This is a genomic window from Microbacterium sp. CGR2, from assembly GCF_003626735.1.
Lineage (GTDB): Bacteria > Actinomycetota > Actinomycetes > Actinomycetales > Microbacteriaceae > Microbacterium.
Genome location: NZ_RBHX01000001.1, coordinates 2,416,223 through 2,442,489, shown reverse-complemented (window position 1 = coordinate 2,442,489; position 26,267 = coordinate 2,416,223). Strand labels below are relative to the sequence as shown.

Sequence of the window (26,267 nt, the reverse complement as noted above, 5' to 3'; positions counted from 1 at the left end):
TGTGATCCGCTACACGCTCGTCCGAGGAGTCCTGCTCATTGCAGGGCTCCTCGTGTCGAGCGCGCTGATCTTCCTCACACTGCGGGTCTTTCCCGGTGACGTCGCCCAGCTGATCGCCGGAACTCAGGCCTCTCCGTCCGAAGTCGACGCACTTCGCGAGGCGCTCGGTCTGAATCGGCCGCTTCTCGCCCAGTACACCGACTGGATCGGCGGGATCTTCCGAGGCGACCTCGGCACGTCGCTGCTCTCGGGAGCGTCCGTCGGCGAGGAACTGCTGCTCAAGGCGCAGGTCACCGTCCCGCTCGGCATCATGTCACTGGTCATCGCCATCCTGATCGCCGTCCCGTTCGGAATCCTCGCGGCCTTGCTGCGGGGTCGGCGTGGTGGCACAGCGCTCAGCATCGGTGCGCAGGCTCTGGCCGCCGTCCCCGTCGTCTGGGCGGGGATGATGCTGGTCGTCGTGTTCTCCGTCTGGCTGGGATGGTTGCCTCCACAGGGCTTCCCGCGTACGGGGTGGTCCACGCCCGGACGGGCGATCGAGTCTCTCCTTCTCCCGGCGCTGACCATCGGGATCGTTGAGGGGGCGATGCTGATGCGCTTCGTGCGCAGTGCCACGCTGCAGGCGGCAGGCCAGGACTTCGTCCGCACGGCCGCCGCGAAGGGGTTGACGCGCACTCGCGCCTTGATCCAGCACGGCATCCCCGCCGTCGGACTCTCGATCATCACGGTCCTGGGTCTCCAGGTCGCCGGCATCATCGTCGGTTCGGTCGTGATCGAGCAGCTGTTCACGCTGCCCGGCATCGGGCGGATGCTGGTGGCAGACGTCGGGACCCGCGACCTCGTCAAGGTGCAGAGTGAACTGCTTGTGCTGACCGGCTTCGTGCTGGTCGTCGGCTTCCTGGTCGATCTGCTGCATCGCACGATCGATCCCCGACAGCGGGAGGCAGCATGACCCGCGGCTGGTTCGTGAAACTCTGGCAGACGGCGACGGGCCGCTTCGGCCTCACCGTGGTCGCCGTGATCGTCGGGACCGCGCTCGTCTCGACCCTCTGGACCCCGTTCGATCCGCAGGCCTCCGACATCGGCGACCGATGGCTTCCCCCGAGCTGGCCGCATCTGCTGGGCACCGACGACACCGGTCGCGACATCCTCAGCCTGATCATGGCCGGCGCGCGGACGACCCTGTTCGTCAGCGTCGGTGCGGGGCTGGTGGCGACCGCCGTCGGGATCGCCCTCGCTGCCCTCGGCGCTCTCACCGCACGGTGGATGCGCGAGACCGTCGCTGTCCTGGTCGACATCCTCATCGCCTTCCCCGTCCTGCTGATAGCGATGATGATCTCCTCGGTGTGGGGCGGATCGCTGTGGGTGGTGATCTGGGCGGTCGGCATCGGCTTCGGCGTCAACATCGCCCGTGTGACGCGACCGGAGCTGCGTCGGGTGCAGCAGAGCGACTTCGTGCTCGCGGCACGGGCGTCGGGGCTCACGCCGGCTCAGAGCCTCGTACGGCATCTGCTGCCCAACGTCGCCCCGGTGTTCATCGTGCAGCTCTCGTGGTCGATGGCGGTCGCCGTGCTCGCGGAGGCCGGGCTGTCCTACCTCGGCTTCGGCGCCTCCGTCGTCGAGCCCAGCTGGGGGCTTCTCCTCGCCGATCTGCAGCGCTACATCGGTGTGCATCCGCTGTCGGTGATCTGGCCGGGACTCGCGATCACGCTCACCGTGCTCGCCCTGAATCTGCTCGGCGACGGGCTGCGCGAGGCGACCGACCCCACGCTGCGGCACCGCGCCGCTGAAGTGCACACGCCGGCGGTGATCGCATGAGCTTGGTGGTCGAGAGACTGGTCGTGGAGATCGACGGTCGTCGCGTGGTCGACGGCGTCTCCTTCGAGGTGCCCGACGGGGAGCGCCTCGGCCTGATCGGCGAATCCGGTTCCGGCAAGTCGCTCACCGCGCTGGCTGTGCTCGGGCTGCTCCCCGACGGTGCGACCGCGAGTGGCAGCATCCGGTGGAACGGCACCGAGCTGATCGGGATGTCCGATCGCGAATTGGCGAGACTGCGGGGCGACGACATCGGCATCGTGTTCCAGGAGCCACGGACGGCGCTGAACCCGATACGGACTGTCGGGCGACAGATCGCCGAGTCGATCCGGATCCACGAGGGCCTCGGGCGCCGCGAAGCCCGGGAGCGCGCGATCGCCGAAGCTGCCCGCGTGCGGCTGCCCGACCCCGAGTCGATCGTAGACAGGTACCCCCATCAGCTGTCGGGTGGCCAGCGTCAGCGCGTGGCCATCGCCATGGCGCTCGCCTGCCGTCCTCGACTTCTGATCGCCGATGAGCCGACCACCGCGCTCGACGTGACCATCCAGGCCGAGATCCTCTCGCTGCTGCTGTCGCTCGTCGCCGACGAGGGCATGTCGCTGGTGTTCATCACCCACGACCTGGCGGTGCTGTCGCAGGTCGCCACCGAGGGTGTCGTGCTCGAGCACGGCCGCGTCGTCGAAGCGGCACCCGTGTCAGCGCTCCTGACGACGCCGACCTCGCCGATCACGCAGGGCTTGCTGCGCGACGCCACGGCGACACTGTGGCGTCCGAGGGGAGGCGAGGCATGAGTCTGATCGAAGCGCGCGGACTGTCCCGCGACTTCTTCGTCCCGAAGCGGGCGGCGTTCGAACGCACGCGCACGCAGACGGCCCTCGCCCCCACCGACCTCGACATCGTCGAGGGCTCTTCGGTGGGGATCATCGGCGAGTCGGGGTCGGGGAAGTCCACGCTGGTGCGGCTGCTGCTTGGCCTCGACCGACCGACGGGCGGCACGGTCCTCGTCGACGGGCGTCCGGTCGACGCCTCGGCATCCGCGAAGTCGTTGCACTGGCTGCGACGGCAGACCGGACTCGTGTTCCAGGATCCCTATGCGTCGCTCGACCCGCGGATGACCGCGGGACAGATCATCGCCGAGCCGCTGTGGGCCCTCGACATCGACGGCGATCGCCGGGCGCGGGTGCGCGAGGTTCTCGCACAGGTGGGCTTGGAGCCCGAGATGGCGGACCGGTATCCGCATGAGTTCTCCGGCGGTCAGCGCCAGCGCATCGCGATCGCACGGGCCATCGTGCATCGCCCGCGCATCCTCGTCGGTGACGAACCGCTCTCGGCTCTCGACGTGACGGTGCGGGCGCAGATCCTCGAGCTGCTGATCGAGTTGCGACGAACGACGGATCTCACCCTCGTGCTGGTGTCGCACGACATCGGAGTGGTGCAGAACCTGTGCGACACGGTGGTCGTCATGAAAGACGGTCACATCGTCGAGCGCGGTACGACGGATGCCGTGCTGCTCCACCCGCAGCACGACTACACGAAGGCGTTGCTTGCGGCGATCCCCGTGATCCCCGGCTCTCCCGGTCGCTGACACGCGCCCGCGCGCCACGTCGAGGGACCCGTGAGCGAGCACCTCTCCCGGTCGTCGAGCAAGCGCCCGCGAGACGAAACGCCCCGCTCACCGCCCGGACCACCCAGATCAGCGCCGCGACCCGAAGAAGCTCCCCCGCCGCCGCCCCGTCGGCTTCAGCACCCGCCGCATGTACACGGTCCCGAGTTCTCGCCCGAATTTGTGCCCGACGCGCCCCATCCGTCCCGCTTCGACGAATCCGAGCTTCGCGTGCAACCGGATCGATGCCTCGGCCCCGCTGTCACTGATGACGGCGACCATCTCTCGCAACCCGATCTGCTCGCATGCGTCGATGAGCGCTTGCAGAAGCGCAGCCCCGAGGCCTTTGCCGGCGGCGCCCGGGCCGAGGTAGATCGAGTCCTCGACCGTGTAGCGGTACGCGTTCTTTCCCGCCCACGGCTGCGCCAGCGCGTATCCGAGCACGACACCCGCCGGCGAGACCGCGACGAGGAAGGGGAGCTTGAGCCGGTCGAGCAGGGCGAACTTGTCGCGCCAGTACGGGATGCTGCTGCGCCGCTCATCGAGCGTGACGGCCGAGTTGCTCACGAAGTGGTTGTAGATCTCGCGTACGTGGGCGAGATCGGTGGTTCTCGCCGGGCGGATCGTGTACGAGAACACTTCCGGCGCCGGTTCCGGCCGGAGGTGACGCGGCAGGACGCGGCGACGGTCCCCCGGTTCGAACTGCATGCGCTCAGGATATCCGAGCGCCTGTGCGGCGCGGGTGGTCAGGCTCCCTGATTCGAAAGTTCGCGGTCGGCCGGCTCGCCCTCGACCCGCCAGTCCACCGGAACGGCGCCGAGTTCTTCGAGGAGCGTGTTCGCCCGCGAGAAGGGGCGGGAACCGAAGAAGCCGCGACGGGCCGACAGCGGCGACGGATGAGCCGATGCGATCACGGGGGTGTCGCCCAGCAGCGGCTGCAGGTTCGCGGCATCCTTCCCCCAGAGAATCGCGACGAGCGGCTGATCGCGGGCGACGAGCGTGCGGATCGCGTGCTCTGTGACCGTCTCCCACCCCCATCCCCGGTGTGAGGCGGCGGCACCCGGCTGCACCGTGAGCACTCTGTTCAGCAGCAGCACGCCCTGGTCGCTCCAGGCCGTGAGATCGCCGTGCGGCGCGGGCGGGATGCCGAGGTCGGTCTCGCGCTCCTTGTAGATGTTCGCAAGGCTTCTCGGCAGTGGCCGCACGTCCCTGTCGACTGCGAAGGAGAGACCTATGGGGTGCCCCGGTGTCGGATACGGGTCCTGTCCGGTGATGAGGACCTTGACCTCGGAGAGCGGGCGCTGAAAGGCCCGGAGTACATCGCCACCTGCGGGCAGGTATCCGCGCCCCGCTGCCTGCTCGGCACGAAGGCGCTCCCCCAGCGCCGTGATCTCGTCCTGCACCGGAGCGAGCGCCTCCGCCCACCCGGGATCGACGTGACCGTCTTCTGCGAGTTCTGTGAGAGTGCGTGCCATCGTCAGTCGGACGACCGCACCCGCAGCGGACCGCGTGCGAGAAGGTGCTGTGCGGACTGCGCGACCGGCCGCATGGTGATGAGGTCGAGATTGACGTGCGACGGCGAATCCAGAGCGTAGCCGATGACGTCGGCCACATCGTCGGCGACCAGCGGTGCCTCGACACCCGAGTACACCGCCTCGGCCGCGACAGCGTCTCCACCCAGGCGGTTCAGGGTGAACTCCTCCGTGTGGACCAACCCAGGAGCGACCTCGACGACGCGGATCGGCTCGCCGTTGAGTTCCTGACGAAGCACGCGCACGAGCATCGCCTCGGCTGCCTTGGCGGCGTTGTAGCCCGCTCCACCCGCGTATGCGGTCTGCGCGGCGGTCGATGTCACGAAGACGGCATCGGCGTGCCCGTCCGTAGCAGCTGCGCGGCGCAGCAGCGGCAGAAGAGCGGCGACCAGGCGCTGCGTGGCGAGGACGTTGGCGTCGAACATCCACTGCCAGTCCTCGGTCGACCCATCCTCGACGCGGTCGGTACCCCGGGCACCCCCGGCGACCTGCACGAGAGCGTGCACCGGCCCGGACCTCTCGAGCTCCGCCACGAGCGCGTCGACGGCGGCCGGATCGGTCAGGTCGCAGGCGATGGCCGAAGCGCCGGTCTCGTCGGCGAGCGCAGACAGTCGGTTCTCGCGACGTGCGACGCCGACGACTTCCCATCCCCGCGCGCGGAGTGCCCGCACCGTTGCAGCCCCGATCCCGGAACTCGCACCTGTCACCACTGCACGTCTGATCACCATGCCTCCACCGTACGACGTTCCTCGACGTATTCTGCGGCGGACGATGCCGCGAGAGCGAATGTCAGTAGAGAGTCACCGTGCGCGAACTCACGGTGCCGTCCGTAGGACTTCCCGTGGACGTGACCGTCACCGAGATGCCCTGCTGCAGCGGTTGGGCTCCGAGGATGCCGAAGCTCACGTTCGTGACGCCTTGGCCGGGGAGGCTGCCGGAGAACAGCAGGACGTAGCTCACCGTGCCGTCGCCGTTGTCGCTTGCCCCACCCGCGGTCCAGGTGGGGTCGGTCGCCGGAAGGGCACCGACGGTCGGACTCGATCCACCGGCATTCGCGATGACGGCCGGCTCGATCGCGCCGACGGCCGCACGCGGGAAGGTCACGGTCACCGTTCCGCTGGTGATGTCTTCGACGGGCAGGGCCGTGGCGCGGGTGTCGTCGTTTCGCAGCTGAATGGACGCCCCGTAGTACTGCGTGTTGACCCACGTGCCTCCGAGCATCGACTCGATCACGAATGCTCCGAGCGCGCCGACGGACGCTGCGGCCATCGGCGTCGAAACCGCCAGCGCGACGACGGGGAGCGACCACGCTGCCCCCGTCAGCACCGTTCTGCGCGCGACGCCGCTCGTGCTCGCGCGTTCGTTCTGTGGCCCAGCAGTTGCGGGCTTCTGTTCCTCAGTCACCGTCACGCCTCCCGAATCGAGCGGTCGCGTCGTCGCGACCGATGCCCTCAGCACAGCACCCAGACTAATCACGCCGGCCTCGGCGATGCACGGATTTCGTGCGGAATCTGTTACGTCACATTTCCCCGTCCTTGTTGACAGCGGCGGTATTCCGTACTGTCGCTGCAACGGCATCCGCCAACAGACCTTCCATCGTTCCAGGGGGAACACATGTCCGCACCCGAGTCCTGGCGCTTCGAGACCAAGCAGATCCACTCGGGTGCCGCACCCGATCCGGTCACGAAGGCGCGTGCCACGCCGATCTACCAGACCACCTCGTATGTGTTCGACAACGCCGACCACGCAGCGAACCTCTTCGCCCTCGCCGAGTTCGGCAACATCTACACCCGCATCCAGAACCCGACGCAGGACGTCCTGGAACAGCGCCTCGCCGCGCTCGAAGGCGGCACCGGCGCACTCGTGCTCGCCAGCGGTCAGGCGGCCTCGACCTTCGCCGTGCTGAACATCGCTCAGGCAGGCGACCACTTCGTCGCGTCCAGCTCGATCTACGGAGGAACCTACAACCTCTTCAAATACACCCTCGCGAAGCTCGGCATCGAGGTCACCTTCGTCGAGAACCAGGACGACCCCGAAGAGTGGCGCCGCGCCGTCCGCCCCAACACCAAGCTGTTCTTCGCGGAGACGATCGGCAACCCGCAGATCAACATCCTCGACATCCGTACCGTCGCCGACGTCGCGCACGAGAGCGGTGTACCGCTGATCGTCGACAACACGATCGCCACGCCGTACCTGATCCGTCCGTTCGAGTTCGGCGCCGACATCGTCGTGCACTCGGTGACCAAGTTCCTCGGTGGGCACGGCACCACGATCGGTGGCGTCATCATCGACGGCGGCTCGTTCGAGTGGTCCGAGAACGTCGAGAAGTTCCCCGGCCTCACCGAGCCCGACCCGTCCTACCACGGTGCCAGCTACACCGCCGCCGTCGGCGACGGTCTGGCCTACATCATCAAGGCGCGCGTGCAGCTGCTGCGCGACCTCGGTTCGGCGATCGCCCCGCAGAGCGCCTGGAACCTCATCCAGGGTGTCGAAACGCTGTCGCTGCGCATCGAGCGTCACGTGCAGAACGCCCAGGAGATCGCCGAGTGGCTCGACAACCGCGACGACGTCGCGACGGTCAACTATTCGGGTCTGCCCTCCTCGCCGTGGTACGCCAAAGCGAACGAGTATGCGCCCAAGGGAGTCGGCGCCGTGCTCTCGTTCGAGCTCAAGGGCGGCGTCGAGGCCGGTCGTGAATTCGTCAACAGCCTGTCGCTGTTCAGTCACCTCGCCAACATCGGCGACGTGCGCTCGCTCGTCATCCACCCGGCATCCACCACGCACGCGCAGCTCACCCCCGAGCAGCAGCTCACCTCCGGAGTGACCCCGGGACTGGTGCGGCTCTCGGTCGGCCTGGAGAACGTGGACGACCTGAAGGCAGACCTCGACCAGGCTCTCGCGGCGGCACGACGAGTGTCAGAGGCCGCTCGCGCCTGATTTCTCGCACGCAAGAGCATGATGCCCCGGGCCGCTGCGGTCCGGGGCATCCGTGTCTCTCGACGGGCCCCGCCACTCCGCCCGGGGAGGCCGGCAAGCGGGCGCACGACGTAACCTGCGGTCGAGAATGTCCGGACCACGCGAGAATGGATGTATGGACTGGCAGACGACCTCCGAAGACACGGTGCCGTCGGCACCGGTGACGGAGGCCGACGTCCGTCTGCTCCGCGCGCGGCCACCGGCTACCGGCGCCTGGCGCGACGGCGACCGCGTCGGCGGCAGGAACTTCGCGTCCTTCGGCCCGTTCCTCACTGAAAGCGGCGCTGAGCTCCCGGGGATCCGCATCGCGTACGAGACGTGGGGTGAACTGAACGCGGCACGAGACAACGCGGTCCTCGTGCTGCACGCGCTCACGGGAGACAGCCACGTGCGCGGCGAGGCCGGCGCGGGTCATCCGACCGCGGGCTGGTGGGAAGACGTGACGGGCCCTGGTGCCCCCCTGGACACCGGCCGCTGGTTCGTGATCGCCCCGAACATGCTGGGTGGCTGCCAGGGGTCCACGGGGCCGGCGAGTGTCGCTCCCGACGGCTACGAGTGGGCCTCACGCTTCCCCTACATCACCATCCGCGATCAGGTGGCGGCCCAGGTCCGCCTCGCCGACGCGCTCGGAATCGAGACATGGGCGGCAGTGGTCGGCGGCTCGATGGGCGGCATGCACGCCCTCGAGTGGGCAGTCACGCACCCCGACCGCGTCGCCCGACTCGCTGTGCTGTCCTCTCCTCCGATCACCACGGCCGACCAGATCGCTCTGAACACCGTCCAACTCGAGGCGATCCGGATGGACCCGCGCTTCCAGGGCGGCGAGTACTACGACCTCGGAGACGGTGACGGGCCGCACCGCGGCCTCGCTCTCGCCCGACGGATGGCGCTGCTGAACTACCGCAGTCCGATCGAACTCAATCAGCGATTCCAGCGCTCCTGGCAGTCAGGCGTGTCCCCGCTGGGCCACGGCGGCCGTTTCGCGGTGGAGTCCTACCTGGACTTCCACGGGAACAAGTTCACGCGCCGGTTCGATGCCAACAGCTACATCACCCTCGTCGAGGCCATGAACTCGCACGACGTCGGCCGCGACCGAGGCGGTGTGGAGGAGGCGTTGCGCGCCGTCACCGCCACCACTCTCGTCCTCGGGATCGACACGGACCGGCTGTTCCCGGTCGACGGGCAGCAGCGGATCGCCCGCAGCATCCCGCACGTCCTCGATGAGCGGGCCGTCGTGCTCACCAGTGACTTCGGTCACGACGGGTTCCTCATCGAGACCCAGGCGGTCGGCGGTCATCTCCGACGACTGCTGGACAGCTGACCGCCGGGCGAACAGGTCCGGACCTCACCCGGCGATGAATCGCCAGGGCAGACTCCCCGCTTCGAGGCGCCCCTGCTTCCACTCGAACGTGGTGCCGCCCTCCCCCTCGAGCGCTCGTGTGTGAAAGAACTCCGCTGCGCCGCCGGACGACAATGCGGAATCGGCGTCGACGAAGCGGGCGAGTCGATGAAGCGTCACCCACGTGGGAGGGAACAGCGTCCAATCGCCGGCAGCGTGACGGGCAAGCGCTTCCGCCGGTCGCACCCAGGCGAGGTCCACCACTTCATCCGGAGCGGGAGTGGGATCCTCCTCGGGTGCCTGTGCCAGAAAGAACCAGGTGCGGATCCGCGTCGGTGCTCCGACCGGCGGATGCCATTGCGAAAGCAGCACCGGCTCGTCCACCGTGAGCCCCACCTCTTCGAAGGTCTCCCGGATGCCGGCCCGACGAGCATCCTCGCTCTCCTGGTCGCCCACGCGGTGGTCGGCGGGCTCGACCTTGCCCCCGGGGAACACCCATGCGCTGGCGAAGGAGCCGCGATCGGGCCTGCGGATCAGCAGAACCTCGAAGCCCGGGTCGGCGTCGCGCAGCAGCACGACTGTTCCCGCGACGGGCAGTGATTCATCGTCGGGCCGCACGCCGACACTCTACGCGTCGATGAGTTCCGGGACCGCGGTGCGACGCGCTTCGATCCGGTACGACAGCAGCGCGATCAGCAGCCCCGCCACAGCGAGCGCCGCTCCGGCCCACGCGGGCGCGGTGAAGCCCCAGCCGACGGCGATGACCGTGCCACCGAGGAAGGCTCCGAGGGTGTTGCCGATGTTCAGCGCCGAGTGGTTCAGCGCCGCTGCGATCGACTGGTTGTCTTCGGCGACGTCCATGAGACGGGTCTGAATCGTCGGGCTGAGCGCCGAGGACACGAATCCGACGATGAGCACCACCAGGCCGAGGCCGACGATCCAGAGCGACACCACGGCGAGCAGGGCGAAGACGACGGCCATGATCGCCAGGCCCGTCAGCAGCGTGCGACGAAGATTGATGTCGGCGAGGTGACCGCCGACGAGGTTTCCCGCCGTCATGCCGAGGCCCATGAGGACCAGCACGATCGGCACGGCCCATTCCGGCGAACCGGCGACCTCGGTCACCAGTGGTGCGATGTAGCTGTACACCGCGAAGAAGCCGCCGAACCCGATCGCACCGACGGCGAGGGTGAACCACACCTGGGGGATCCGGAACACGCGGAGCTCGGCGCGCATGGTGCGGCCCGGGTCGCCCGGATGCGCCGGCACGAAGCACGCGATGCACGCCGTCGCCAGAGCGAAGACGAGCGCCACCACGGCGAAGGCGGTACGCCACCCCCACTGCTGGCCGAGGAAGGTGCCCAGCGGTACGCCCACCACGTTCGCGACCGTGAGACCCGTCAGGATGAAAGCGACGCCCTTGGCGCGGTTCCCCGGGCCCATCACGTCGGCGGCCACGAGCGCGCCGATGCCGAAGTAGGCGCCGTGCGGCAACCCTGCCAGCAATCGGGATGCACCGACGAGTTCGAAAGTCGGAAGGACCACGGTGAGGGCATTGAACACGGTGAGGGCCACCGCGAGCACGATCATCACCCGGTGGCGCGGGAACCGGGCCACGAAGCCCGCGATCGTCGGCGCTCCGATCACGACTCCGAGTGCGTAGAGCGAGATCAGCCACCCGGCCTGACTCAGAGCGTCTTCCGGGCTGGCGTCCCAGACGGTGGGCAGGAGGTCGGCGGCGATGTTCGGGAGCAGACCCATGATCACGAACTCGGTCATGCCGATTCCGAAGCTGCCGATGGCGAGAGAGAGGAGCGCCCTCTTCGCCGCACCCCTCGATTCAGTCGAGGGATTCACCGGTTCAGTTTAGCGGCGATCGCGCCCGGCGAACGCCGCCGGCGTCGTCCCGAGCACCCGACGGAAATGACGGGTGAGGTGCGCCTGGTCGTGGAATCCGGTGACCGCCGCCGCCGTTGCCGGAGAGTGGCCGTCGAGAAGGAGCCGTCGCGCCAGGTCGATCCGGCGGCTGACGAGGTATTGGTGCGGCGCGATCCCGTAGGCCTGAGCGAACACACGGGTGAGATGACTCGGGTGGGTGCCGAACTCTTCGGCCACGGAGGCGATCGTGAAGGTCTCCGTGAACCGGTCATCGAGGAGAGTCTGCAGCCGCTGGGCCAGCGGCGCATCCCGCGCGGTCGTCGACTGTGCCCCGATGTGCGTGAGCAGGTGTCTGCGGAGTTCGAGCGCCCAGTGCTCCGCCGCCAGGAGATCGCCCTGCCCACCGACCGCGGAATGCACACGGCGTGCCATCGTGACGACCGCGCCCGGCACCGTGGGCCGACGCGCAGCGCTGCCACGGAACGGCTCGGGGAGCCATCCGTTCTCGAAGTACAGGACTCGCTTCCGGTATCCCCGTCCGTCGACAGCCGGACGCCCGTCGTGAGGGATGCCCGGTGGGAGGAGAGTCACTGCTGCCGAGGTCGCGAGATGCCGCGAACCATCCAGGTCGTACGAGACGGCTCCGTCGTCGACCAGCATGACCGCCCAGTCGTCGTGCGCGTGCATCGGGTAGGCGTGCGCGAACGACGCGTGATAGACCTCGCGGAGCGATGGCACCGCAGGATGCCACGCACGCAATCGTTCTGCCATGCAAGAAACGTACAAGACCGCAACGCGCAACCGGGCGATGCTGGGGCGATGACCGCGTCGATCACACCCTCACCCTCACCGTCAACGTCAACGTCAACGTCACGCTCAATGTCCGACGAGACACGCCCCGGTCCGCGCTTCGACACGAAGGTGGTCGTCGTCCTCCGCGACGATCTCCCGGCATGGCAGAAGCTGAACGTGACTGCTTTCCTGATGTCGGGTATCGCGGTCAGCACGAGCGACCTCACCGGCGACCCTTACCGGGACGCCGACGGCACCGTGTATCTTCCGATGCTGCGGCAGCCGGTGCTCGTGATGACGGCGGACGCCGAACTGCTGAGCACTGCGCGGAGCAAGGCCGCCGCACGCGAGGACACGTCGATCGCGATCTACACACGCGACCTGTTCGGCACCGGTCACGACGAGGCGAATCGTGCCGCGGTCGAAGCGGTGGCGGCGCTCGACCTCGACCTCGTCGGCATCGCGCTCCGCGGTCCTCGGAACGCCGTCGACCGCATCGTCAAAGGCGCGCGGATGCACGACTGAGCGACCGCACGACTTAGCGACCGCACGCCGCAGGCGTCCCGACGCGTCCGGCGTGCGGCGTGCGGCGTGCGGCGTGCGGCGTGCGGCGTGCGGCGTGCGGCGTGCGGCGTGCAGGTCTACTCGCCGGATTCTTCGATCGCGGCTTCGAGGCGCTCGACCTTCGCATCCAGCTCACCGGAGTACCCGGGACGGATGTCAGCCTTGAGCACCAACGACACGCGTGATCCGAAGGGCATCACCGCCTCGGTCGCCTGCTTGACGACACCCATGACCGTGTCCCAATCGGGCCCCTCGATCTCGGTGAACATACTCGTGGTGCGGTGCGGCAAGCCCGAATCTCGGACGACGCGCACGGCCGCAGCCACCGCATCGTGCACGGAGTCGCCGGCGCGCTCCGCTCCATCGGCAGGCGTGCCACTGGGGGCGACGGAAAAGGCGATCAGCATGTTTCACTCCTGGGGTTTCGGACGACGAGGGACGGGCACACGCACGAGGGCACGGATGCCGACGGCGAGCAGGACGAGAAGAAGCAGGTTGCGCAGCGTGAGCACCAGGATGGGCAGCAACTCGGTGCGGAGCAGGCCGTCGTAGCCGAGCGGATAGACCAGGCAGGTCAGCGCACACAGGATGAGCACGATCAGGGCGGGCATGCGAGCCCGGGTGCCGTCGAACACGATCCACAGGATCACCGGGACGATCAGCCAGGTCTGGAACTGCGGCGAGCCGACCTTGTTCGTCACGATCAGCACAGTCACCAGCGCCAGAGCCAACGGCGGGAAGAGTCGAGAAAAGGATGCTCCGCGCAATCCCTTCACCGCGCCCACAGCCGTCACGCCCGCCACCGCGAGGAGCATCACGGGCGTGAGCACCGCCGAGACGACATCGACTCCTGGCGCGGCGATCTGGAAGGTCAGGATCTCGAGGCTGTACTCGACCCTGGCACCTCCGTAGGCGGCGAGCCAGAGGAAAGGTGTCGCCGCGACGGCCTCTATCTGCAGGCCGCGCCCCGCCTGCTCCGTGAGGAAGCCGAGAAGCTCGGTGTCCGCGCCGAGGAGAACCAAGCTCGCCATGACACCGGCAGTGACGGCGGCAGCGCTGAGCAGCATCCGAATCCGCGCCCGGCCGGCGGCCACTGCCGCGACCACGAGGACTCCCGGCCAGATCTTGATCCATGCGCCTACGGTCAGGAGCGCCGCGGCGATGACAGGTCGCGAGATCAGCCAGAGTCCGCCGACCACCGCGATCGGCACGGTGATCGCGTCGATGCGGTAGATCGCGATGGGTCCGAGCAGAACGAGCGCAGCGCTCCAGAAGCAGGCGGCGGCGCGACGCGGCCGTGATGGCGAGCGCCCTGCCAACACGGCGAAGGCGATGGCGTCGCAGACCGTGATCAGCGTCGCCCACGCGACGAGATACGCGCTGGAGACGCCGAGCAGCGGCACGAGCGGCGTGGCCAGAACCTTGGCGACCAGCATCGGAACGAGCGCCAGCTGCGGGTAAACCCACGTCTCTGTGACGCCGACGACCCCGCCACCGCTGAGCGCCGACGCGGCCCAGGGCTCGTACACGAGCACGACGTCGCCCATGGGCTGGCTCGGGTACACCCAGCCCGTCCACGCCGTCACGAGATGCGCGAGGAGGAACGCGCTCCAGAGTGCCGCAGTGCGGGCGTGTGCAGATCGGGTCACGCCAGGACGTCCGCGATCGCAAGCGGAAGCGCGTCGGCGACGTCCATCGCCACGATCGGATGTCCCGCTGCGCTGCCGAGCGCCGTTGCCGCGATCCGCGCGGCGTGCCCGTGCAACCAGACTGCTGACGCCGCCACCTCTGCGAGCGGTGCTCCGCGATTCGCAGCCGCGACCGCGCCGATCACGCCGGCCAGGACGTCACCGGTGCCGGCAGTGGAAAGCCAGCCCGTCGCACCACTGACGGCGATGATCCTTCCTGCCGGGTCGGCGATCACCGTTCGGGCCCCCTTCACCAGCACGACCCCACCGATCTCGACGGCGGCCCGTGCCGCGGCCTCTGTGCGGTCGTCATCGTCGGACGACGGCAGTCCCAGCCGTTCCTGCACCTTGGCGAACTCTCGGGCGTGGGGTGTGACGAGGAAAGGGGCGGACGCGCCTGGCGCGAGATCCAATGCCCCGGCGTCGACGATGACGGAGGCGGAGCCGGAGAGGATGTCTCGCAGCGCCGACGCCTCGATTTCGGTTCGATCGGCGGGGTCGGTGCCGGAGCCGATCACCCAGGCGTCGACCCGCGTGCGTCCGATGTCCGTGGCGACGACCGTCTCCGGTCGTCGGGCGAGGACGGCGTCGCCCGCTCTCTCCGCACCCACGTAACGGACGAACCCGGCACCAGCACGCCACGCTGCTTCGACGCCGAGCACCGCAGCGCCGGGATATGCAGAAGACCCGGTACGCAGCGCGACGACCCCGCGGGAGTACTTGTCATCGTCGTCCGTCGGCACCCGGAAGTGCCGTGCGGCATCGCCCTGGGACCACGCGCGGACCTCGACCATGACTCCACGTTAGTGCGGCGAGCCTCGGCATACGCACTCGGGGTACCGTCGAATGGTGAGTCTTCTCTTCTCCCCTCTGAGCATCCGATCCGTCACTTTCCGCAACCGCCTCTGGGTCTCTCCGATGTGCATGTACAGCGCTGTCGACGGGGTGGTGCAGGAATGGCACCACTCCCATCTGGCACAGTTCGCCTCCGGTGGCGCGGGACTCATCGTCGCCGAGGCAACCGCTGTCGTGCCGGAGGGGCGCATCTCACCCCGCGATGCCGGTCTGTGGAACGATGCCCAGCGCGATGCATGGGCGCCGGTCGTGGACGCCATCCACGACCGCGGCGCCATCGCCGGCATCCAGCTCGCGCACGCCGGACGCAAGGCGTCCACATGGTGGCCGTGGGCGCCCGAGCGCGGATCCGTCCCTCCTTCCGACGGCGGGTGGACGACGACCGCGCCGTCGGCGATCGCCTTCGACGGCTTCGCCGCACCCGTCGCTCTGGATGCCGCGGGCATCGACCGCGTCGTCGAGGCGTTCACTGCGGCGACCAGGCGTGCGCTGGATGCAGGCTTCGACGTGCTCGAGATCCACGCGGCTCACGGCTACCTGCTGCACCAGTTCCTCTCACCGCTGTCGAACCTGCGCGACGACGAGTACGGCGGTTCTCTGGAGAACCGGGCGCGGCTGCTGCTCCAGGTGATCGACGCCGTCCGGGGTGAGGCAGGCGACGAAGTGCCGCTCCTCGTCCGCATCTCGGCCACCGATCACGCCCAGGGCGGCTTCACCGCAGAAGAAGCGGCGATCGTCGGCGATTGGGCGGCTCAGCACAGCGCTGATCTCATCGACGTCTCCAGTGGCGGCCTGGTGGCGCACCAGCAGATCACCGTGTTCCCCGGCTACCAGGTTCCCCTGGCCGCCACCGTCCGCACGGGCGGTCGCATCCCCGTGTCGGCGGTGGGCCTGATCACGGCATCCGCTCAGGCCGAGCAGGTCCTGGTGGACGGCGCGGCCGACGCGATCTTCGCGGGCCGTGAGTGGCTCCGTGATCCGCACTTCGCACTTCGCGCCGCCCATGAGCTCGGCGCTGATGTGGCGTGGCCGCCCCAGTACGAGCGGGCTCGCTGGCGCTGACCGAACGATGCGAAGAGGGCCGCCGATCCGTGACGGATCTGCGGCCCTCGCATCTGCTCAGCGGGTTCAGTGTCCTCGGATGCGACGCGTCGCGTCCTGCACCTCGCCGACCAACTCCTCCAGGATGTCTTCGAGGAAGAGCACCGCGGTCGTCCGTCCCTCGGCGTCGCGCACCTTGGCGAGATGGCGACCCGCCCGGCGCATGAGAGCCAGGGCGTCCTCGAGGTCCGTGTCCTCCTGCACCGGCACCATGTGGTGGATCCGCTTCGCGGGGACCGGCTCCACGAGCTTCGTGGCGGATCCCGGACCTTCGGACGCCCGCAGGATGTCCTTGAGGTGGACGTAACCCACCGGGGCACCCGAATCGTCCACGATCACGTAGCGCGAGAATCCGTAGCGAGCGACAGCTTTCTCGATGGCATCCGGCGTCGTCGTCTGCGGCAAGGTGACCAGGTCGCCCAGTGGTACCGCGATGTCGCGCGCCTTCTTGTCCGTGAACTCCACGGCGGCTGCGACAGCCCCCGCTGCGTCGTTCAGCAGCCCCTCACGACGGGACTGATCCACGATCGTCGCCACCTCTTCGAGCGTGAAGGTCGAGGCCGCCTCGTTCTTCGGCTCCACTCGGAACAATCGCAGCACGCCGTTCGCCGCCGCGTTCAGCACCCAGATCACGGGCATGAACACCCGCGAGACCCACACCAGCGGTCGCGCGAGGATCAGCACCGCGCGATCCGGCACCGAGAACGCCAGGTTCTTCGGCACCATCTCGCCGAAGACCACGTGCAGGAACGAGACGATCAACAGCGCGATCACGAACGCGACGACGTCGACGACACCGTCCGACCACCCGAACGCGTGCAGCGGCACGGCCAGCAGGTGGTGGATCGCCGGCTCCGAGACGTTCAGGATCAGCAGGGAGCAGATCGTGATGCCGAGTTGCGAGGTCGCGAGCATCAGCGTCGCGTGCTCCATCGCGTACAAGGCCGTCTTCGCCGCGCGAGAACCCTGTTCCGCCCGCGGCTCGATCTGCGAGCGTCGCGCCGAGATCACGGCGAACTCGGCGCCGACGAAGAAGGCGTTCGCCGCGAGCAGCACGACCAGCCAGGCCAGTCCTCCCCAATCGCTCATCGGGAGGCCTCCTCTCCTGGTTCGTGCGGTCTCGGGACGTAGCGGATGCGGTCGACGCGGCGCCCGTCCATCCGGACCACGTGGAGGGTGCCGCTGTCCAGCGGCACCTCATCGCCGACGCGCGGAACGCGCTCCAGGACGCTCATGATGAATCCGGCGACGGTGTCGTACACGTCGCCTTCGGGGACGACCACTCCGGCGCGGCGACGCAATTCGTCGGGCCGCAGCTCGCCCGGGAACGTGATGCCGTCCCGACCGCGCACGACGCCGGCCCTGGTGCGGTCGTGCTCATCGGACACTTCGCCGACGAGCTCTTCGACCAGGTCTTCCAGGGTCACGAGCCCGGCCGTTCCGCCGTACTCGTCGACGACGACGGCGAGCTGATACCCGCGCGCGCGGAGTTCCGCGATCAGGCCGTCGATGTGCACGGTCTCCGGAACGCGGAGCGGCTCCGTGGCGAGCGCACCGACGGGCACCTCGGTCCGCCGCTCACGCGGCACCGAGATCGCCGCCTTCAGGTGCACCACCCCGGTGATGTCATCGAGGTCGTCGTCGAAGACCGGGAAGCGGCTGTGGCCCGTGCGACGCGCGAGTTGGATGACGTCATCGGCCGAGTCACCGCCGGCGATCGCGTGCATGCTCGGTCGTGCCGTCATCACGTCGGCAGCGGTGAGCCGGGAGAATGTCAGCGTCCGGTCGAGCAGTGTCGCGGTGTCGGCTTCGAGAAGGCCGGCACTCGCCGACCGCCGGACGAGCGAGGAGAGCTCCTCCGCCGTGCGTGCCCCGGAGAGCTCTTCTTTCGGCTCGATGCCCATACTGCGAAGCACGCCGTTGGCACTGCCGTTGAGCACGACGACCGCGGGCTTGAACACTGTCGTGAAGGCGATCTGGAACGGCACGACGAGTTTCGCCGTCGCCAGTGGCAGCGCGAGAGCGAAGTTCTTCGGCACCAACTCACCGAGGATCATCGACAGCACGGTGGCGACCAGCATCGCGACGACGGTCGCGATCGGAGCCACAGCGGCTTCGGGGATGTTCCAGGCTACGAGTGTGGGGCGGAGAAGGTTCGACAGCGCCGGTTCCATCGTGTAACCGGTGAGCAGCGTGGTCAGCGTGATGCCGAGCTGCGCGGAGGAAAGATGAGTCGACGTGTGCCGGAGAGCACTGATGGTGAGAGACAGTCGGGATTCGCCGCGCGCCTGGCGCGCTTCGAGGTCGGCGCGGTCGAGATTGACCAGCGCGAACTCGCTTGCGACGAAGAGTCCCGTGCCGACCGTGAGGAGGAGCCCCACGCCCAACATGATGTAATCCATCAGTGATTCCCCTCCGATGAGAGGGGCGGACAGTGGGGCGAGAATCTACAACTGGGAGGGTCGTCCATTATGCGGATGATTCTACAGAAAGCCGCCGTGAGTGCGACTCAGTCACCAGCTGACCGGCAGGGCCTTGCCCTCTTCATACCCTGCCGCGGACTGCAGCCCGACGAGCGCACGATCGTGGAACTCCGGCACAGAGGAAGCCCCGGCGTATGTGAATGAGGACCGCACGCCGGAAGTGATCATGTCGAGCAGATCCTCCAGTCCGGGGCGGAGCGGGTCGAGGTAGATCTTCGAGGATGAGATCCCTTCGGCGAACAGTTCCTTGCGCGCCCGCTCGTACGCGTCGAGTCGACCGAACCTCGCCTGCACGGCCTTGGTCGAGGCCATACCCCAGGACTCCTTGAAGATACGGCCGTCCGGCTCGCGCTGCAGCTCCCCCGGCGCCTCGATCGTTCCGGCGAACCACGACCCGACCATGACGGATGCTGCGCCGGCGGCGAGCGCGAGCGCCACGTCGCGGGGGTATCGCACGCCACCGTCCGCCCAGACGTGCGCACCGGCTTCGGCAGCCGCCTGCGCGGTCTCGAGCACAGCAGAGAACTGCGGCCGACCGACAGCGGTCATCATGCGGGTGGTGCACATCGCGCCGGGACCGACCCCGACCTTCAGGATCGTCGCGCCGGCGTCGACCAGATCCCGCACGCCGTCAGCCGTGACGATGTTGCCTGCGACGATCGGCAGACCGAGTCCCAGGTCCGATACGGCGCGCAGCGCGTGGAGCATCCCGTCCTGGTGCCCGTGGGCGGTGTCGACGACGAGTGCGTCGACACCGGCCGCAGCGAGCGCCTTGGCCTTCGCCGCCACATCGCCGTTGATGCCGACGGCCGCAGCCACCGCCAGTCGACCGCCGGTGTCGAGAGCCGGCCGGTAGAGCGTGGAGCGCAGAGCGCTGCGGGCGCTCAGGGTTCCGACGAGGTGTCCGTGGTGGATGACCGTGACCATCTCCACATCGGCGTCGGTGATGACATCGAAGGCGTGCCGTTCGGACCCGATGTCGTCGGCGTCGATCGACGGGACGCCCGTGTGGACGAGATCGCCGAGCTGCGCGTCGGGCAGGGCGGTGGCGAGGCGCGTGGCCGGCAGGATGCCGAGGATGTCACCGACCTCGATCGTTCCGCGTCCGCGTGCGACGACGATGCCGTGGCCCGCGGTCGGCGGGAGGAGACGGAGCGCGTCTGCGACGGATGCCTCCGGCGGGAGGATGATGGGCGTGTCCCACAGGACCGGCTGCGCCTTCACGTCGCGGATGGCGGCATCCAACTCCTGCAGCGGAAGGTCCTGCGGGAGCACGCCGAGTCCGCCTCTTCTGGCGATCACGGCGGCCAGCCGCGGCCCGGTCACGGAGTTCATATTCGAAGCGACCAGCGGCAGGGTCGCGGGAGTGCCGTCCTGCGGGGCGAGATCCACCTGCAGGCGGCTGGTGACCGCGGAGCGTCGCGGCACCAGGAAGACGTCCGAATAGGTCAGATCGACAGTCGGATGCGCGCCGGAGAACTCCATGTCTCCACGGTACCCAGATCTCTGTGCGCTCGGCGCATGGCTTCGGCGATTACCGAAGCGAAACACGTTAGGCTTGATGGTTGAGAGTGTGCGGACCCGAGCGCATCCTGCGTCTGTGTCGGCACCAGAGTGCTTCAGCGATGAAAGAGGGCGATACAGCGTGTCGAACCAGGTGACCGGCGTCGGCGGCGACGGGGGGTTCGGAGCCAACTCGTGGCTCGTCGAAGAGCTCTACGAGCAGTTCAAGGTGAACCGCGACTCCGTCGACAAGGAGTGGTGGCCCATCCTGGAGAAGTACCACTCCGAGGCGGATACGGCCGAAGGCACTCCACCACCGGCCGCGCAGCCCGAGCATCCCGTCACCGCTCCGATCCCCGTCATCGGATCGCAGCCGGTGGCTCGCACGACCACCAAGCCCGCCGCGGCCGCTCCCATTCCCGCCCAGGCACCCAAGCCTGCGGCGAAGGAAGCCGTGGATGCCGCCGAGGAAGACAAGGTCACCCCGCTCCGCGGTCTGCCCAAGACTCTCGCGGCGAACATGGACGAGTCGCTGACCGTCCCGACCGCGACCAGCGTGCGCACGGTGCCCGCCAAGCTGATGATCGACAATCGGATCGTCATCAACAACCACATGGCGCGCACCCGCGGTGGCAAGATCAGCTTCACCCACCTCATCGGCTGGGCGCTCATCCGCACGCTCGACGAGTTCCGCAGCCAGAACGTGTTCTACGCCGAGATCGACGGCAAGCCCTCGGTCGTCGCGCCGGCGCACGTCAACCTCGGCATCGCGATCGACCTGCCCAAGCCCGACGGCACCCGTGCGCTCATGGTGCCGAGCATCAAGCGCGCCGACACGATGAGCTTCAGCGAGTACCTCATCGCCTATGAAGACCTCGTCACCCGCGCTCGCGGCAACAAGCTGACGGCGGCCGACTTCCAGGGAACGACCGTCTCGTTGACGAACCCGGGCGGCATCGGCACGGTGCATTCGGTGCCGCGTCTGATGAAGGGCCAGGGCTGCATCGTCGGCGCCGGTGCACTCGAGTACCCGGCGGAGTTCCAGGGCGCGAGCGCGCGGACCCTCAACGAACTCGCCATCGGCAAGACCATCACTCTCACGAGCACATACGACCACCGCGTGATCCAGGGTGCCGGCTCCGGGGAGTTCCTCAAGAAGGTGCATGAACTGCTCATCGGGCAGCGTGGCTTCTACGACGACATCTTCGCGGCGCTGCGCATCCCCTACCAGCCGATCCGCTGGAACCCCGACATCGCCGTCGACCTCGCCGAGCGCGTCGACAAGCAGTCGCGCGTGCAGGAGCTGATCAACTCGTTCCGCGTGCGCGGCCACCTCATGGCTGACATCGACCCGCTCGAGTACGTGCAGCGCTCGCACCCCGACCTCGAGATCGAGAGCCACGGGCTCACCTTCTGGGACCTCGATCGGGAGTTCGTCACCGGCGGCTTCGGAGGTCGTCGCGTCGCCAAGCTGCGAGACATCCTCGGCGTCCTCCGCGATTCCTACTGCCGCACGCTCGGCATCGAGTACATGCATATCCAGGACCCGGAGCAGCGCCGCTGGTTCCAGGAGAAGGTCGAAGTCAAGTATCAGAAGCCCGGCCACGACGAGCAGCTGCGCGTCCTGCGGAAACTGAACGAGGCCGAAGCGTTCGAGACGTTCCTGCAGACCAAGTTCGTCGGTCAGAAGCGCTTCTCGCTCGAAGGCGGTGAGTCGCTCATCCCCCTTCTCGACGAGATCCTGCAGGGCGCAGCGACCGCCGGCCTCGAAGGCGCCGCGATCGGCATGGCCCACCGCGGCCGCCTGAACGTGCTCACCAACATCGCCGGCAAGACGTACGGTCAGGTGTTCCGCGAGTTCGAGGGCACCCAGACGCCCGGCAACCGGCGCGGATCCGGCGACGTGAAGTATCACCTCGGCACCGAGGGCACCTTCGTCGCCGACGACAAGTCCGAGCTCCCCGTCTACCTGGCCGCCAACCCCTCGCACCTCGAGACCGTCGACGGAGTGCTCGAGGGTATCGTCCGCGCCAAGCAGGATCGCAAGCCCATCGGAACCTTCGCGTGGCTCCCGATCCTGGTGCACGGCGACGCGGCGTTCGCCGGTCAGGGCGTCGTCGTCGAGACGCTGCAGATGTCGCAGTTGCGTGGATACCGCACCGGTGGCACGATCCACGTCGTCGTCAACAACCAGGTCGGCTTCACCACGACGCCCAGCGACGCGCGTTCCTCGGTGTACTCCACGGACGTCGCCAAGACGATCCAGGCGCCGGTGTTCCACGTGAACGGTGACGACCCCGAATCCGTGATCCACGTCGCGCAGCTGGCGTTCGAGTACCGTGAGCGCTTCCACCGTGACGTCGTGATCGACCTCGTCTGCTACCGCCGACGCGGCCACAACGAGGGCGACGACCCCTCGATGACTCAGCCGCTGATGACCGACCTGATCCAGGCGAAGCGGTCTGTCCGAAAGCTCTACACCGAGTCCCTGGTCGGCCGTGGCGACATCACCGAGCAGGAGTACGAGGAGGCGAAGGCCGACTTCCAGAACCGTCTGGAGATCGCGTTCGCCGAAACGCACGCAGCCCAGACCGGCACGAACGAGACGATCCCCGACACCCTGCCGCCCGAGGAGCAGGTCGGCGCACCCGATGTCACGGGCGTGCCCAACGAGGTCATCCAGCTCATCGGCGATGCGTTCGTGAACAAGCCCGAGGGCTTCTCCGTGCACCCGAAGATCCAGCAGCTGCTCGAGAAGCGCCACGACATGAGCCGCAACGGTGGGATCGACTGGGGCTTCGGCGAACTGCTCGCCTTCGGTTCGCTGCTCGTCGAGGGCACGTCGGTGCGACTCGCCGGACAGGACTCCCGCCGCGGCACCTTCGTGCAGCGCCACGCCACCCTGCACGATCGCGCCAACGGCCAGGAATGGCTGCCGCTGTCCAACCTGTCGGATGCGCAGGGTCGGTTCTTCGTGTACGACTCCCTGCTCAGCGAGTACGCTGCCCTCGGCTTCGAATACGGCTACTCGGTCGAGGCTCCGGAAGCTCTCGTGCTGTGGGAGGCACAGTTCGGCGATTTCGTCAACGGTGCGCAATCCGTCATCGACGAGTACATCTCGGCCGCCGAGCAGAAGTGGGGTCAGAATTCCAGCGTCACGCTGCTGCTCCCCCACGGTTACGAGGGCCAGGGACCGGACCACTCGTCGGCTCGCATCGAGCGCTTCCTGCAGCTGTGCGCGCAGGAGAACATGATCGTGGCCAGGCCGTCGACCCCGGCATCGCACTTCCATCTGCTTCGTCGCCAGGCGTACGCCCGACCACGCAAGCCGCTGATCGTCTTCACCCCGAAGGCGATGCTGCGTCTGCGCGGTGCCACGAGCCCGGTCGAAGCGTTCACGCAGGGCCGCTTCGAACCGGTGATCGACGACCACCGCGATCTCGACCGCTCCGGCGTGCAGCGCGTGCTCGTGCACTCGGGCAAGGTGCACTGGGATCTGCGTGCGGAGCTTGAGAAGAACCCGAACCCGGCGGTCGCGCTGGTCCGGTTGGAGCAGCTGTACCCCACCCCGATCGACCGACTCAAGGAGATCACCGACTCCTACCCCAACGCCGAACTGGTGTGGGTTCAGGAGGAGCCGGAGAACCAGGGCGCCTGGCCGTTCTTGGCGCTCGCGTTCGCCGACGTTCCCGGCGACCGGTCCTTCCGCACGGTGGCTCGATCGGCCTCGGCGTCGCCGGCCACAGGATCTTCGAAGGTGCATGCCGCAGAGCAGGCAGCGCTGCTGCGCGAAGCACTGACTCTCGGCTGATACGTCGCCTGGCCCGCACAGGGAGAAAGAGAGGCGCCCGACCGACAGGTCGGGCGCCTCTCTTCGTGTGAAGACGGTTCAGTACCAGATGTCGAGAGACGGAGCGGGGAACGAGATGAACGCGCGGTCGAGCGCCTCGACGGCGGGCGCGTCCGCGGTGATCCTCCCCGCGCCGTGCAACGACGCCGCCCGCACTCCACCGGCGTACAGCGCAGACAGCGCCGAGACGTCGAGCGTGACATCGGCGTCGCCGTCTTCAGCCGGTTCCACCGTCGCTGAGCCGGTGCCGTCGACGCGCAGCCGCCAGTCACCGTGCGCGAACCCGAGGGAATCTTCGACGTGCATCACGAGCTCGAGCGCCGCCGAGTAGCGGCGCGCGGTGAGAGCGGCCGGAACGTCGAGGACCCTCAGCCAGCCGTGGTCGTGCACGGTCTGCGTCACCGCGCGCTGATCGGCGACCAGCCACGGCAGCGTGTCGTCCACGGGCCGGGAGTCCGCCGTCACCTCGTCGACGAGATCGTGTTGCAGCGCGAACCGCCACAGTGCGGCGAGAGCCTCCGGCGTCTCGGCCACGAGGATCCGGACGTTCAAGCGGAAGCGGAAGCCGTCACCGATCTGATGCAGAGAGTAAGCGAGCGCGCCGCGCACTTCGCCTGCTTCGTCGGTGTACCGGACACCGCGGATCTTGTCTCGCTCCGGTTCAGAGGTGGCAGCACCCGACATCCCTTCCCAGCGGCCTCGCCACCCGGCGACGCGGCCCGGAACGGTTCGTCGCGCGCGATCGTGGACGCTGCCGAGGTCGTTCGCGAGCGTCTCCCGGTCGACGTACTCGACCCGTCCGGCAGGTTCGAGTCCTCTCCAGCCCGCGCGACGAGTATCGACGGAATAGCGCATCGCAGGAATCGCCGCACCGAATCCGTAGCGAGTGTAGATCGTGGCCTCGGACGCGGTGAGACCGGCCACGGAAACACCGGCGGATGCCGCGGCGCGCAGTTCGCCCTCGAGCAGCGATCGCGCGATGCCCCGTCGTCGATGGGTGGCCGCGACGGAGACCATGCTGATCGCCCACATGCTCAGCTCGGCCCCGGGAACCGTGAGGGGTGTCACCCACGAGTTGGTCGTTCCCACGGGGAGCGCGGATGCAGGAGCGCCGCTCTCGAACACTCCGACGTTGCGACGCTCGCTGTAGGTCTTGCGCACCTGAGCGAGGGACTCGGCGTTCGGCTCCGCATCGAGGAAACCGCGGTCGCCGGCGCGCTGAAAGGCCTCGGCGCTCGCGTCGTCGGCCATGTCGACGACGCGATACTCGAGACCGACAGCAGCCAGCCGCTCCATCGAGGTGGGGTCGGCAGGTACGTCGCGCGCATCGGGGAAGCTCATCACTCCACCCTAGCGACGCCCTCCGACGGTCGCTCAGTGCTGGGCGGCCTGAACCTCACGGAGGCGGGCGAACACCTGATCGCGCAACTCCTCTGGAGCGCTCTCCTTGCAGGCGCGAGCCACGACCTCGGTCAACGTGGTGGCCACCAGCGCCTCATCGCGGCACGACGGGCAGTGCTCGAGATGCTCGCGGATCTCGGTGTGCTCGGTGTTGCACACCTCGTTGCGGAGGTATTCCTCCAGATCTTTCCGGGCTTTGTCGCAGCCGCAGTCGCTCATTTCGTGCTCCTCGTGTCAGCCGCGGCGATGCCCCGCTCAGCGGCGTAGTCTGCCAACAGCTCCCGCAGCATCCGCCTGCCTCGGTGCAGACGGCTCATCACGGTGCCGATGGGTGTCTTCATGATGTCGGCGATCTCCTGGTACGCGAATCCCTCGACGTCTGCGAGGTAGACCGCGAGCCGGAAGTCCTCCGGAACCGCCTGGAGGGCGTCCTTCACCACGGATGCCGGCATCCGGTCGATGGCCTCTGCCTCCGCCGAACGACTGTGCGTGGCCGTGGTCGACTCCGCCCCGCCCAGCTGCCAGTCCTCGAGTTCATCGATGGCGCCTTGGAAGGGCTCGCGCTGACGCTTGCGGTAGATGTTGATGTACGTGTTCGTGAGAATTCGGTACAACCACGCCTTCAGGTTCGTTCCCTGCGAGAACGTGGACCAGGAGCCGTACGCCTTCACGAACGTCTCCTGCACCAGATCGGCTGCGTCGGCCGGGTTGCGCGTCATGCGCATCGCGGCGGCGTAGAGCTGATCCATGAAGGGGATCGCCTGCTCCTCGAACTCGCGTCGAGGGTCGCCGATGCTGTCTGCGGTTCCGGTGTCATCCATCACCGACCAGTCTAGGCCGCGGATGTCCAGCGCCTCGCGTTCCAGCGTCGCCTGCATGCGCTCTCC

At 68.2% G+C, this 26,267-nt stretch carries 25 protein-coding genes; 9 read left to right on the top strand and 16 right to left on the bottom strand.

Annotated elements, in window-relative coordinates:
• The first annotated feature begins 1 nt into the window (after position 1).
• The 4 genes from D7252_RS12180 to D7252_RS12165 are packed head-to-tail and all read left to right on the top strand — an operon-like array spanning position 2 to position 3,400.
• A complete protein-coding gene (locus D7252_RS12180) occupies positions 2 to 952 on the top strand; it encodes an ABC transporter permease (protein WP_120775629.1) in 951 nt (316 codons plus the stop codon).
• Entirely contained in the window at positions 949 to 1,818 is an 870-nt protein-coding gene (locus D7252_RS12175) for an ABC transporter permease (protein ID WP_120775628.1), read from the top strand. Before D7252_RS12180 ends, D7252_RS12175 begins: the two co-directional genes overlap by 4 nt.
• The gene (locus D7252_RS12170; RefSeq protein ID WP_120775627.1) at positions 1,815 to 2,606 is read left to right on the top strand and encodes an ABC transporter ATP-binding protein; all 792 of its coding nucleotides are present in this window, start codon (positions 1,815 to 1,817) and stop codon (positions 2,604 to 2,606) included. The genes D7252_RS12175 and D7252_RS12170 overlap by 4 nt, the downstream gene beginning before the upstream one ends.
• A complete protein-coding gene (locus D7252_RS12165; RefSeq protein WP_120775626.1) occupies positions 2,603 to 3,400 on the top strand; it encodes an ABC transporter ATP-binding protein in 798 nt (265 codons plus the stop codon). The genes D7252_RS12170 and D7252_RS12165 overlap by 4 nt, the downstream gene beginning before the upstream one ends.
• Positions 3,401 to 3,508: 108 nt before the next feature.
• On the opposite strand, the gene D7252_RS12160 is transcribed toward D7252_RS12165, so the two are convergent.
• The 4 genes from D7252_RS12160 to D7252_RS12145 form a co-directional block, all read right to left on the bottom strand.
• Positions 3,509 to 4,126, bottom strand: coding sequence for a GNAT family N-acetyltransferase (locus D7252_RS12160; protein ID WP_120775625.1), 618 nt, complete (start codon positions 4,124 to 4,126; stop codon positions 3,509 to 3,511).
• A 38-nt stretch (positions 4,127 to 4,164) separates the two neighbouring features.
• Positions 4,165 to 4,893, bottom strand: coding sequence for a uracil-DNA glycosylase (locus D7252_RS12155; RefSeq protein WP_120775624.1), 729 nt, complete (start codon positions 4,891 to 4,893; stop codon positions 4,165 to 4,167).
• Between the two features lie 2 nt (positions 4,894 to 4,895).
• The gene (locus tag D7252_RS12150; RefSeq protein WP_183055280.1) at positions 4,896 to 5,678 is read right to left on the bottom strand and encodes an SDR family oxidoreductase; all 783 of its coding nucleotides are present in this window, start codon (positions 5,676 to 5,678) and stop codon (positions 4,896 to 4,898) included.
• Between the two features lie 61 nt (positions 5,679 to 5,739).
• Positions 5,740 to 6,354: a hypothetical protein gene (locus tag D7252_RS12145; protein ID WP_147406732.1), complete on the bottom strand. Its 615-nt coding sequence runs from the start codon at positions 6,352 to 6,354 to the stop codon at positions 5,740 to 5,742.
• Between the two features lie 210 nt (positions 6,355 to 6,564).
• Here D7252_RS12145 and D7252_RS12140 point away from each other — a divergent pair, with 210 nt between their 5' ends.
• Entirely contained in the window at positions 6,565 to 7,887 is a 1,323-nt protein-coding gene (locus tag D7252_RS12140; RefSeq protein ID WP_120775622.1) for a bifunctional o-acetylhomoserine/o-acetylserine sulfhydrylase, read from the top strand.
• 154 nt (positions 7,888 to 8,041) lie between these two features.
• Positions 8,042 to 9,247 (top strand): homoserine O-acetyltransferase, encoded by a 1,206-nt coding sequence (locus D7252_RS12135; RefSeq protein ID WP_120775621.1) that lies wholly within the window; start codon positions 8,042 to 8,044, stop codon positions 9,245 to 9,247.
• A 24-nt stretch (positions 9,248 to 9,271) separates the two neighbouring features.
• Here D7252_RS12135 and D7252_RS12130 read toward each other — a convergent pair whose 3' ends face one another.
• Genes D7252_RS12130 through D7252_RS12120 form a run of 3 tightly spaced genes read right to left on the bottom strand, consistent with a single transcriptional unit; the run spans position 9,272 to position 11,914 of the window.
• Positions 9,272 to 9,883 carry an NUDIX domain-containing protein gene (locus D7252_RS12130; protein ID WP_120775620.1) on the bottom strand — a complete coding sequence of 204 codons (612 nt, stop codon included), beginning with the start codon at positions 9,881 to 9,883 and terminating at the stop codon, positions 9,272 to 9,274.
• Between the two features lie 9 nt (positions 9,884 to 9,892).
• Complete coding sequence (locus tag D7252_RS12125) at positions 9,893 to 11,122, bottom strand: MFS transporter (protein ID WP_120775619.1); 1,230 nt, start codon at positions 11,120 to 11,122, stop codon at positions 9,893 to 9,895.
• A gap of 9 nt (positions 11,123 to 11,131) precedes the next feature.
• Entirely contained in the window at positions 11,132 to 11,914 is a 783-nt protein-coding gene (locus tag D7252_RS12120) for an AraC family transcriptional regulator (protein WP_120775618.1), read from the bottom strand.
• A gap of 108 nt (positions 11,915 to 12,022) precedes the next feature.
• Between D7252_RS12120 and D7252_RS12115 the strand changes: the two genes are divergently transcribed.
• Positions 12,023 to 12,460, top strand: coding sequence for a DUF2000 domain-containing protein (locus tag D7252_RS12115; protein ID WP_120775617.1), 438 nt, complete (start codon positions 12,023 to 12,025; stop codon positions 12,458 to 12,460).
• A 116-nt stretch (positions 12,461 to 12,576) separates the two neighbouring features.
• Here the strand turns inward: D7252_RS12115 and D7252_RS12105 are convergent, their stop codons facing one another.
• The 3 genes from D7252_RS12105 to D7252_RS12095 are packed head-to-tail and all read right to left on the bottom strand — an operon-like array spanning position 12,577 to position 14,981.
• Positions 12,577 to 12,906 carry a thiamine-binding protein gene (locus D7252_RS12105; protein WP_120775615.1) on the bottom strand — a complete coding sequence of 110 codons (330 nt, stop codon included), beginning with the start codon at positions 12,904 to 12,906 and terminating at the stop codon, positions 12,577 to 12,579.
• A 3-nt stretch (positions 12,907 to 12,909) separates the two neighbouring features.
• A complete protein-coding gene (locus D7252_RS12100; RefSeq protein ID WP_120775614.1) occupies positions 12,910 to 14,148 on the bottom strand; it encodes a hypothetical protein in 1,239 nt (412 codons plus the stop codon).
• A complete protein-coding gene (locus D7252_RS12095) occupies positions 14,145 to 14,981 on the bottom strand; it encodes an ADP/ATP-dependent (S)-NAD(P)H-hydrate dehydratase (protein WP_120775613.1) in 837 nt (278 codons plus the stop codon). The genes D7252_RS12100 and D7252_RS12095 overlap by 4 nt, the downstream gene beginning before the upstream one ends.
• 55 nt (positions 14,982 to 15,036) lie before the next feature.
• Between D7252_RS12095 and D7252_RS12090 the strand changes: the two genes are divergently transcribed.
• Positions 15,037 to 16,104 (top strand): NADH:flavin oxidoreductase/NADH oxidase, encoded by a 1,068-nt coding sequence (locus tag D7252_RS12090; RefSeq protein ID WP_120776948.1) that lies wholly within the window; start codon positions 15,037 to 15,039, stop codon positions 16,102 to 16,104.
• 66 nt (positions 16,105 to 16,170) lie between these two features.
• Here D7252_RS12090 and D7252_RS12085 read toward each other — a convergent pair whose 3' ends face one another.
• The 3 genes from D7252_RS12085 to D7252_RS12075 form a co-directional block, all read right to left on the bottom strand.
• The gene (locus tag D7252_RS12085) at positions 16,171 to 17,232 is read right to left on the bottom strand and encodes a hemolysin family protein (protein ID WP_120775612.1); all 1,062 of its coding nucleotides are present in this window, start codon (positions 17,230 to 17,232) and stop codon (positions 16,171 to 16,173) included.
• The gene (locus tag D7252_RS12080; RefSeq protein WP_120775611.1) at positions 17,229 to 18,545 is read right to left on the bottom strand and encodes a hemolysin family protein; all 1,317 of its coding nucleotides are present in this window, start codon (positions 18,543 to 18,545) and stop codon (positions 17,229 to 17,231) included. The genes D7252_RS12085 and D7252_RS12080 overlap by 4 nt, the downstream gene beginning before the upstream one ends.
• Before the next feature lie 111 nt (positions 18,546 to 18,656).
• Positions 18,657 to 20,111, bottom strand: coding sequence for a GuaB1 family IMP dehydrogenase-related protein (locus tag D7252_RS12075; RefSeq protein ID WP_120775610.1), 1,455 nt, complete (start codon positions 20,109 to 20,111; stop codon positions 18,657 to 18,659).
• 160 nt (positions 20,112 to 20,271) lie between these two features.
• Between D7252_RS12075 and D7252_RS12070 the strand changes: the two genes are divergently transcribed.
• A complete protein-coding gene (locus tag D7252_RS12070; protein WP_120775609.1) occupies positions 20,272 to 23,940 on the top strand; it encodes a multifunctional oxoglutarate decarboxylase/oxoglutarate dehydrogenase thiamine pyrophosphate-binding subunit/dihydrolipoyllysine-residue succinyltransferase subunit in 3,669 nt (1,222 codons plus the stop codon).
• Between the two features lie 78 nt (positions 23,941 to 24,018).
• Here D7252_RS12070 and D7252_RS12065 read toward each other — a convergent pair whose 3' ends face one another.
• The 3 genes from D7252_RS12065 to D7252_RS12055 are packed head-to-tail and all read right to left on the bottom strand — an operon-like array spanning position 24,019 to position 26,258.
• Positions 24,019 to 25,320, bottom strand: a complete 1,302-nt coding sequence (locus D7252_RS12065; protein ID WP_120775608.1) for a GNAT family N-acetyltransferase — start codon at positions 25,318 to 25,320, stop codon at positions 24,019 to 24,021.
• A gap of 33 nt (positions 25,321 to 25,353) precedes the next feature.
• Positions 25,354 to 25,599, bottom strand: coding sequence for a zf-HC2 domain-containing protein (locus D7252_RS12060; RefSeq protein WP_120775607.1), 246 nt, complete (start codon positions 25,597 to 25,599; stop codon positions 25,354 to 25,356).
• Complete coding sequence (locus D7252_RS12055) at positions 25,596 to 26,258, bottom strand: sigma-70 family RNA polymerase sigma factor (protein ID WP_183055279.1); 663 nt, start codon at positions 26,256 to 26,258, stop codon at positions 25,596 to 25,598. Before D7252_RS12055 ends, D7252_RS12060 begins: the two co-directional genes overlap by 4 nt.
• Positions 26,259 to 26,267 lie beyond the last annotated feature (9 nt).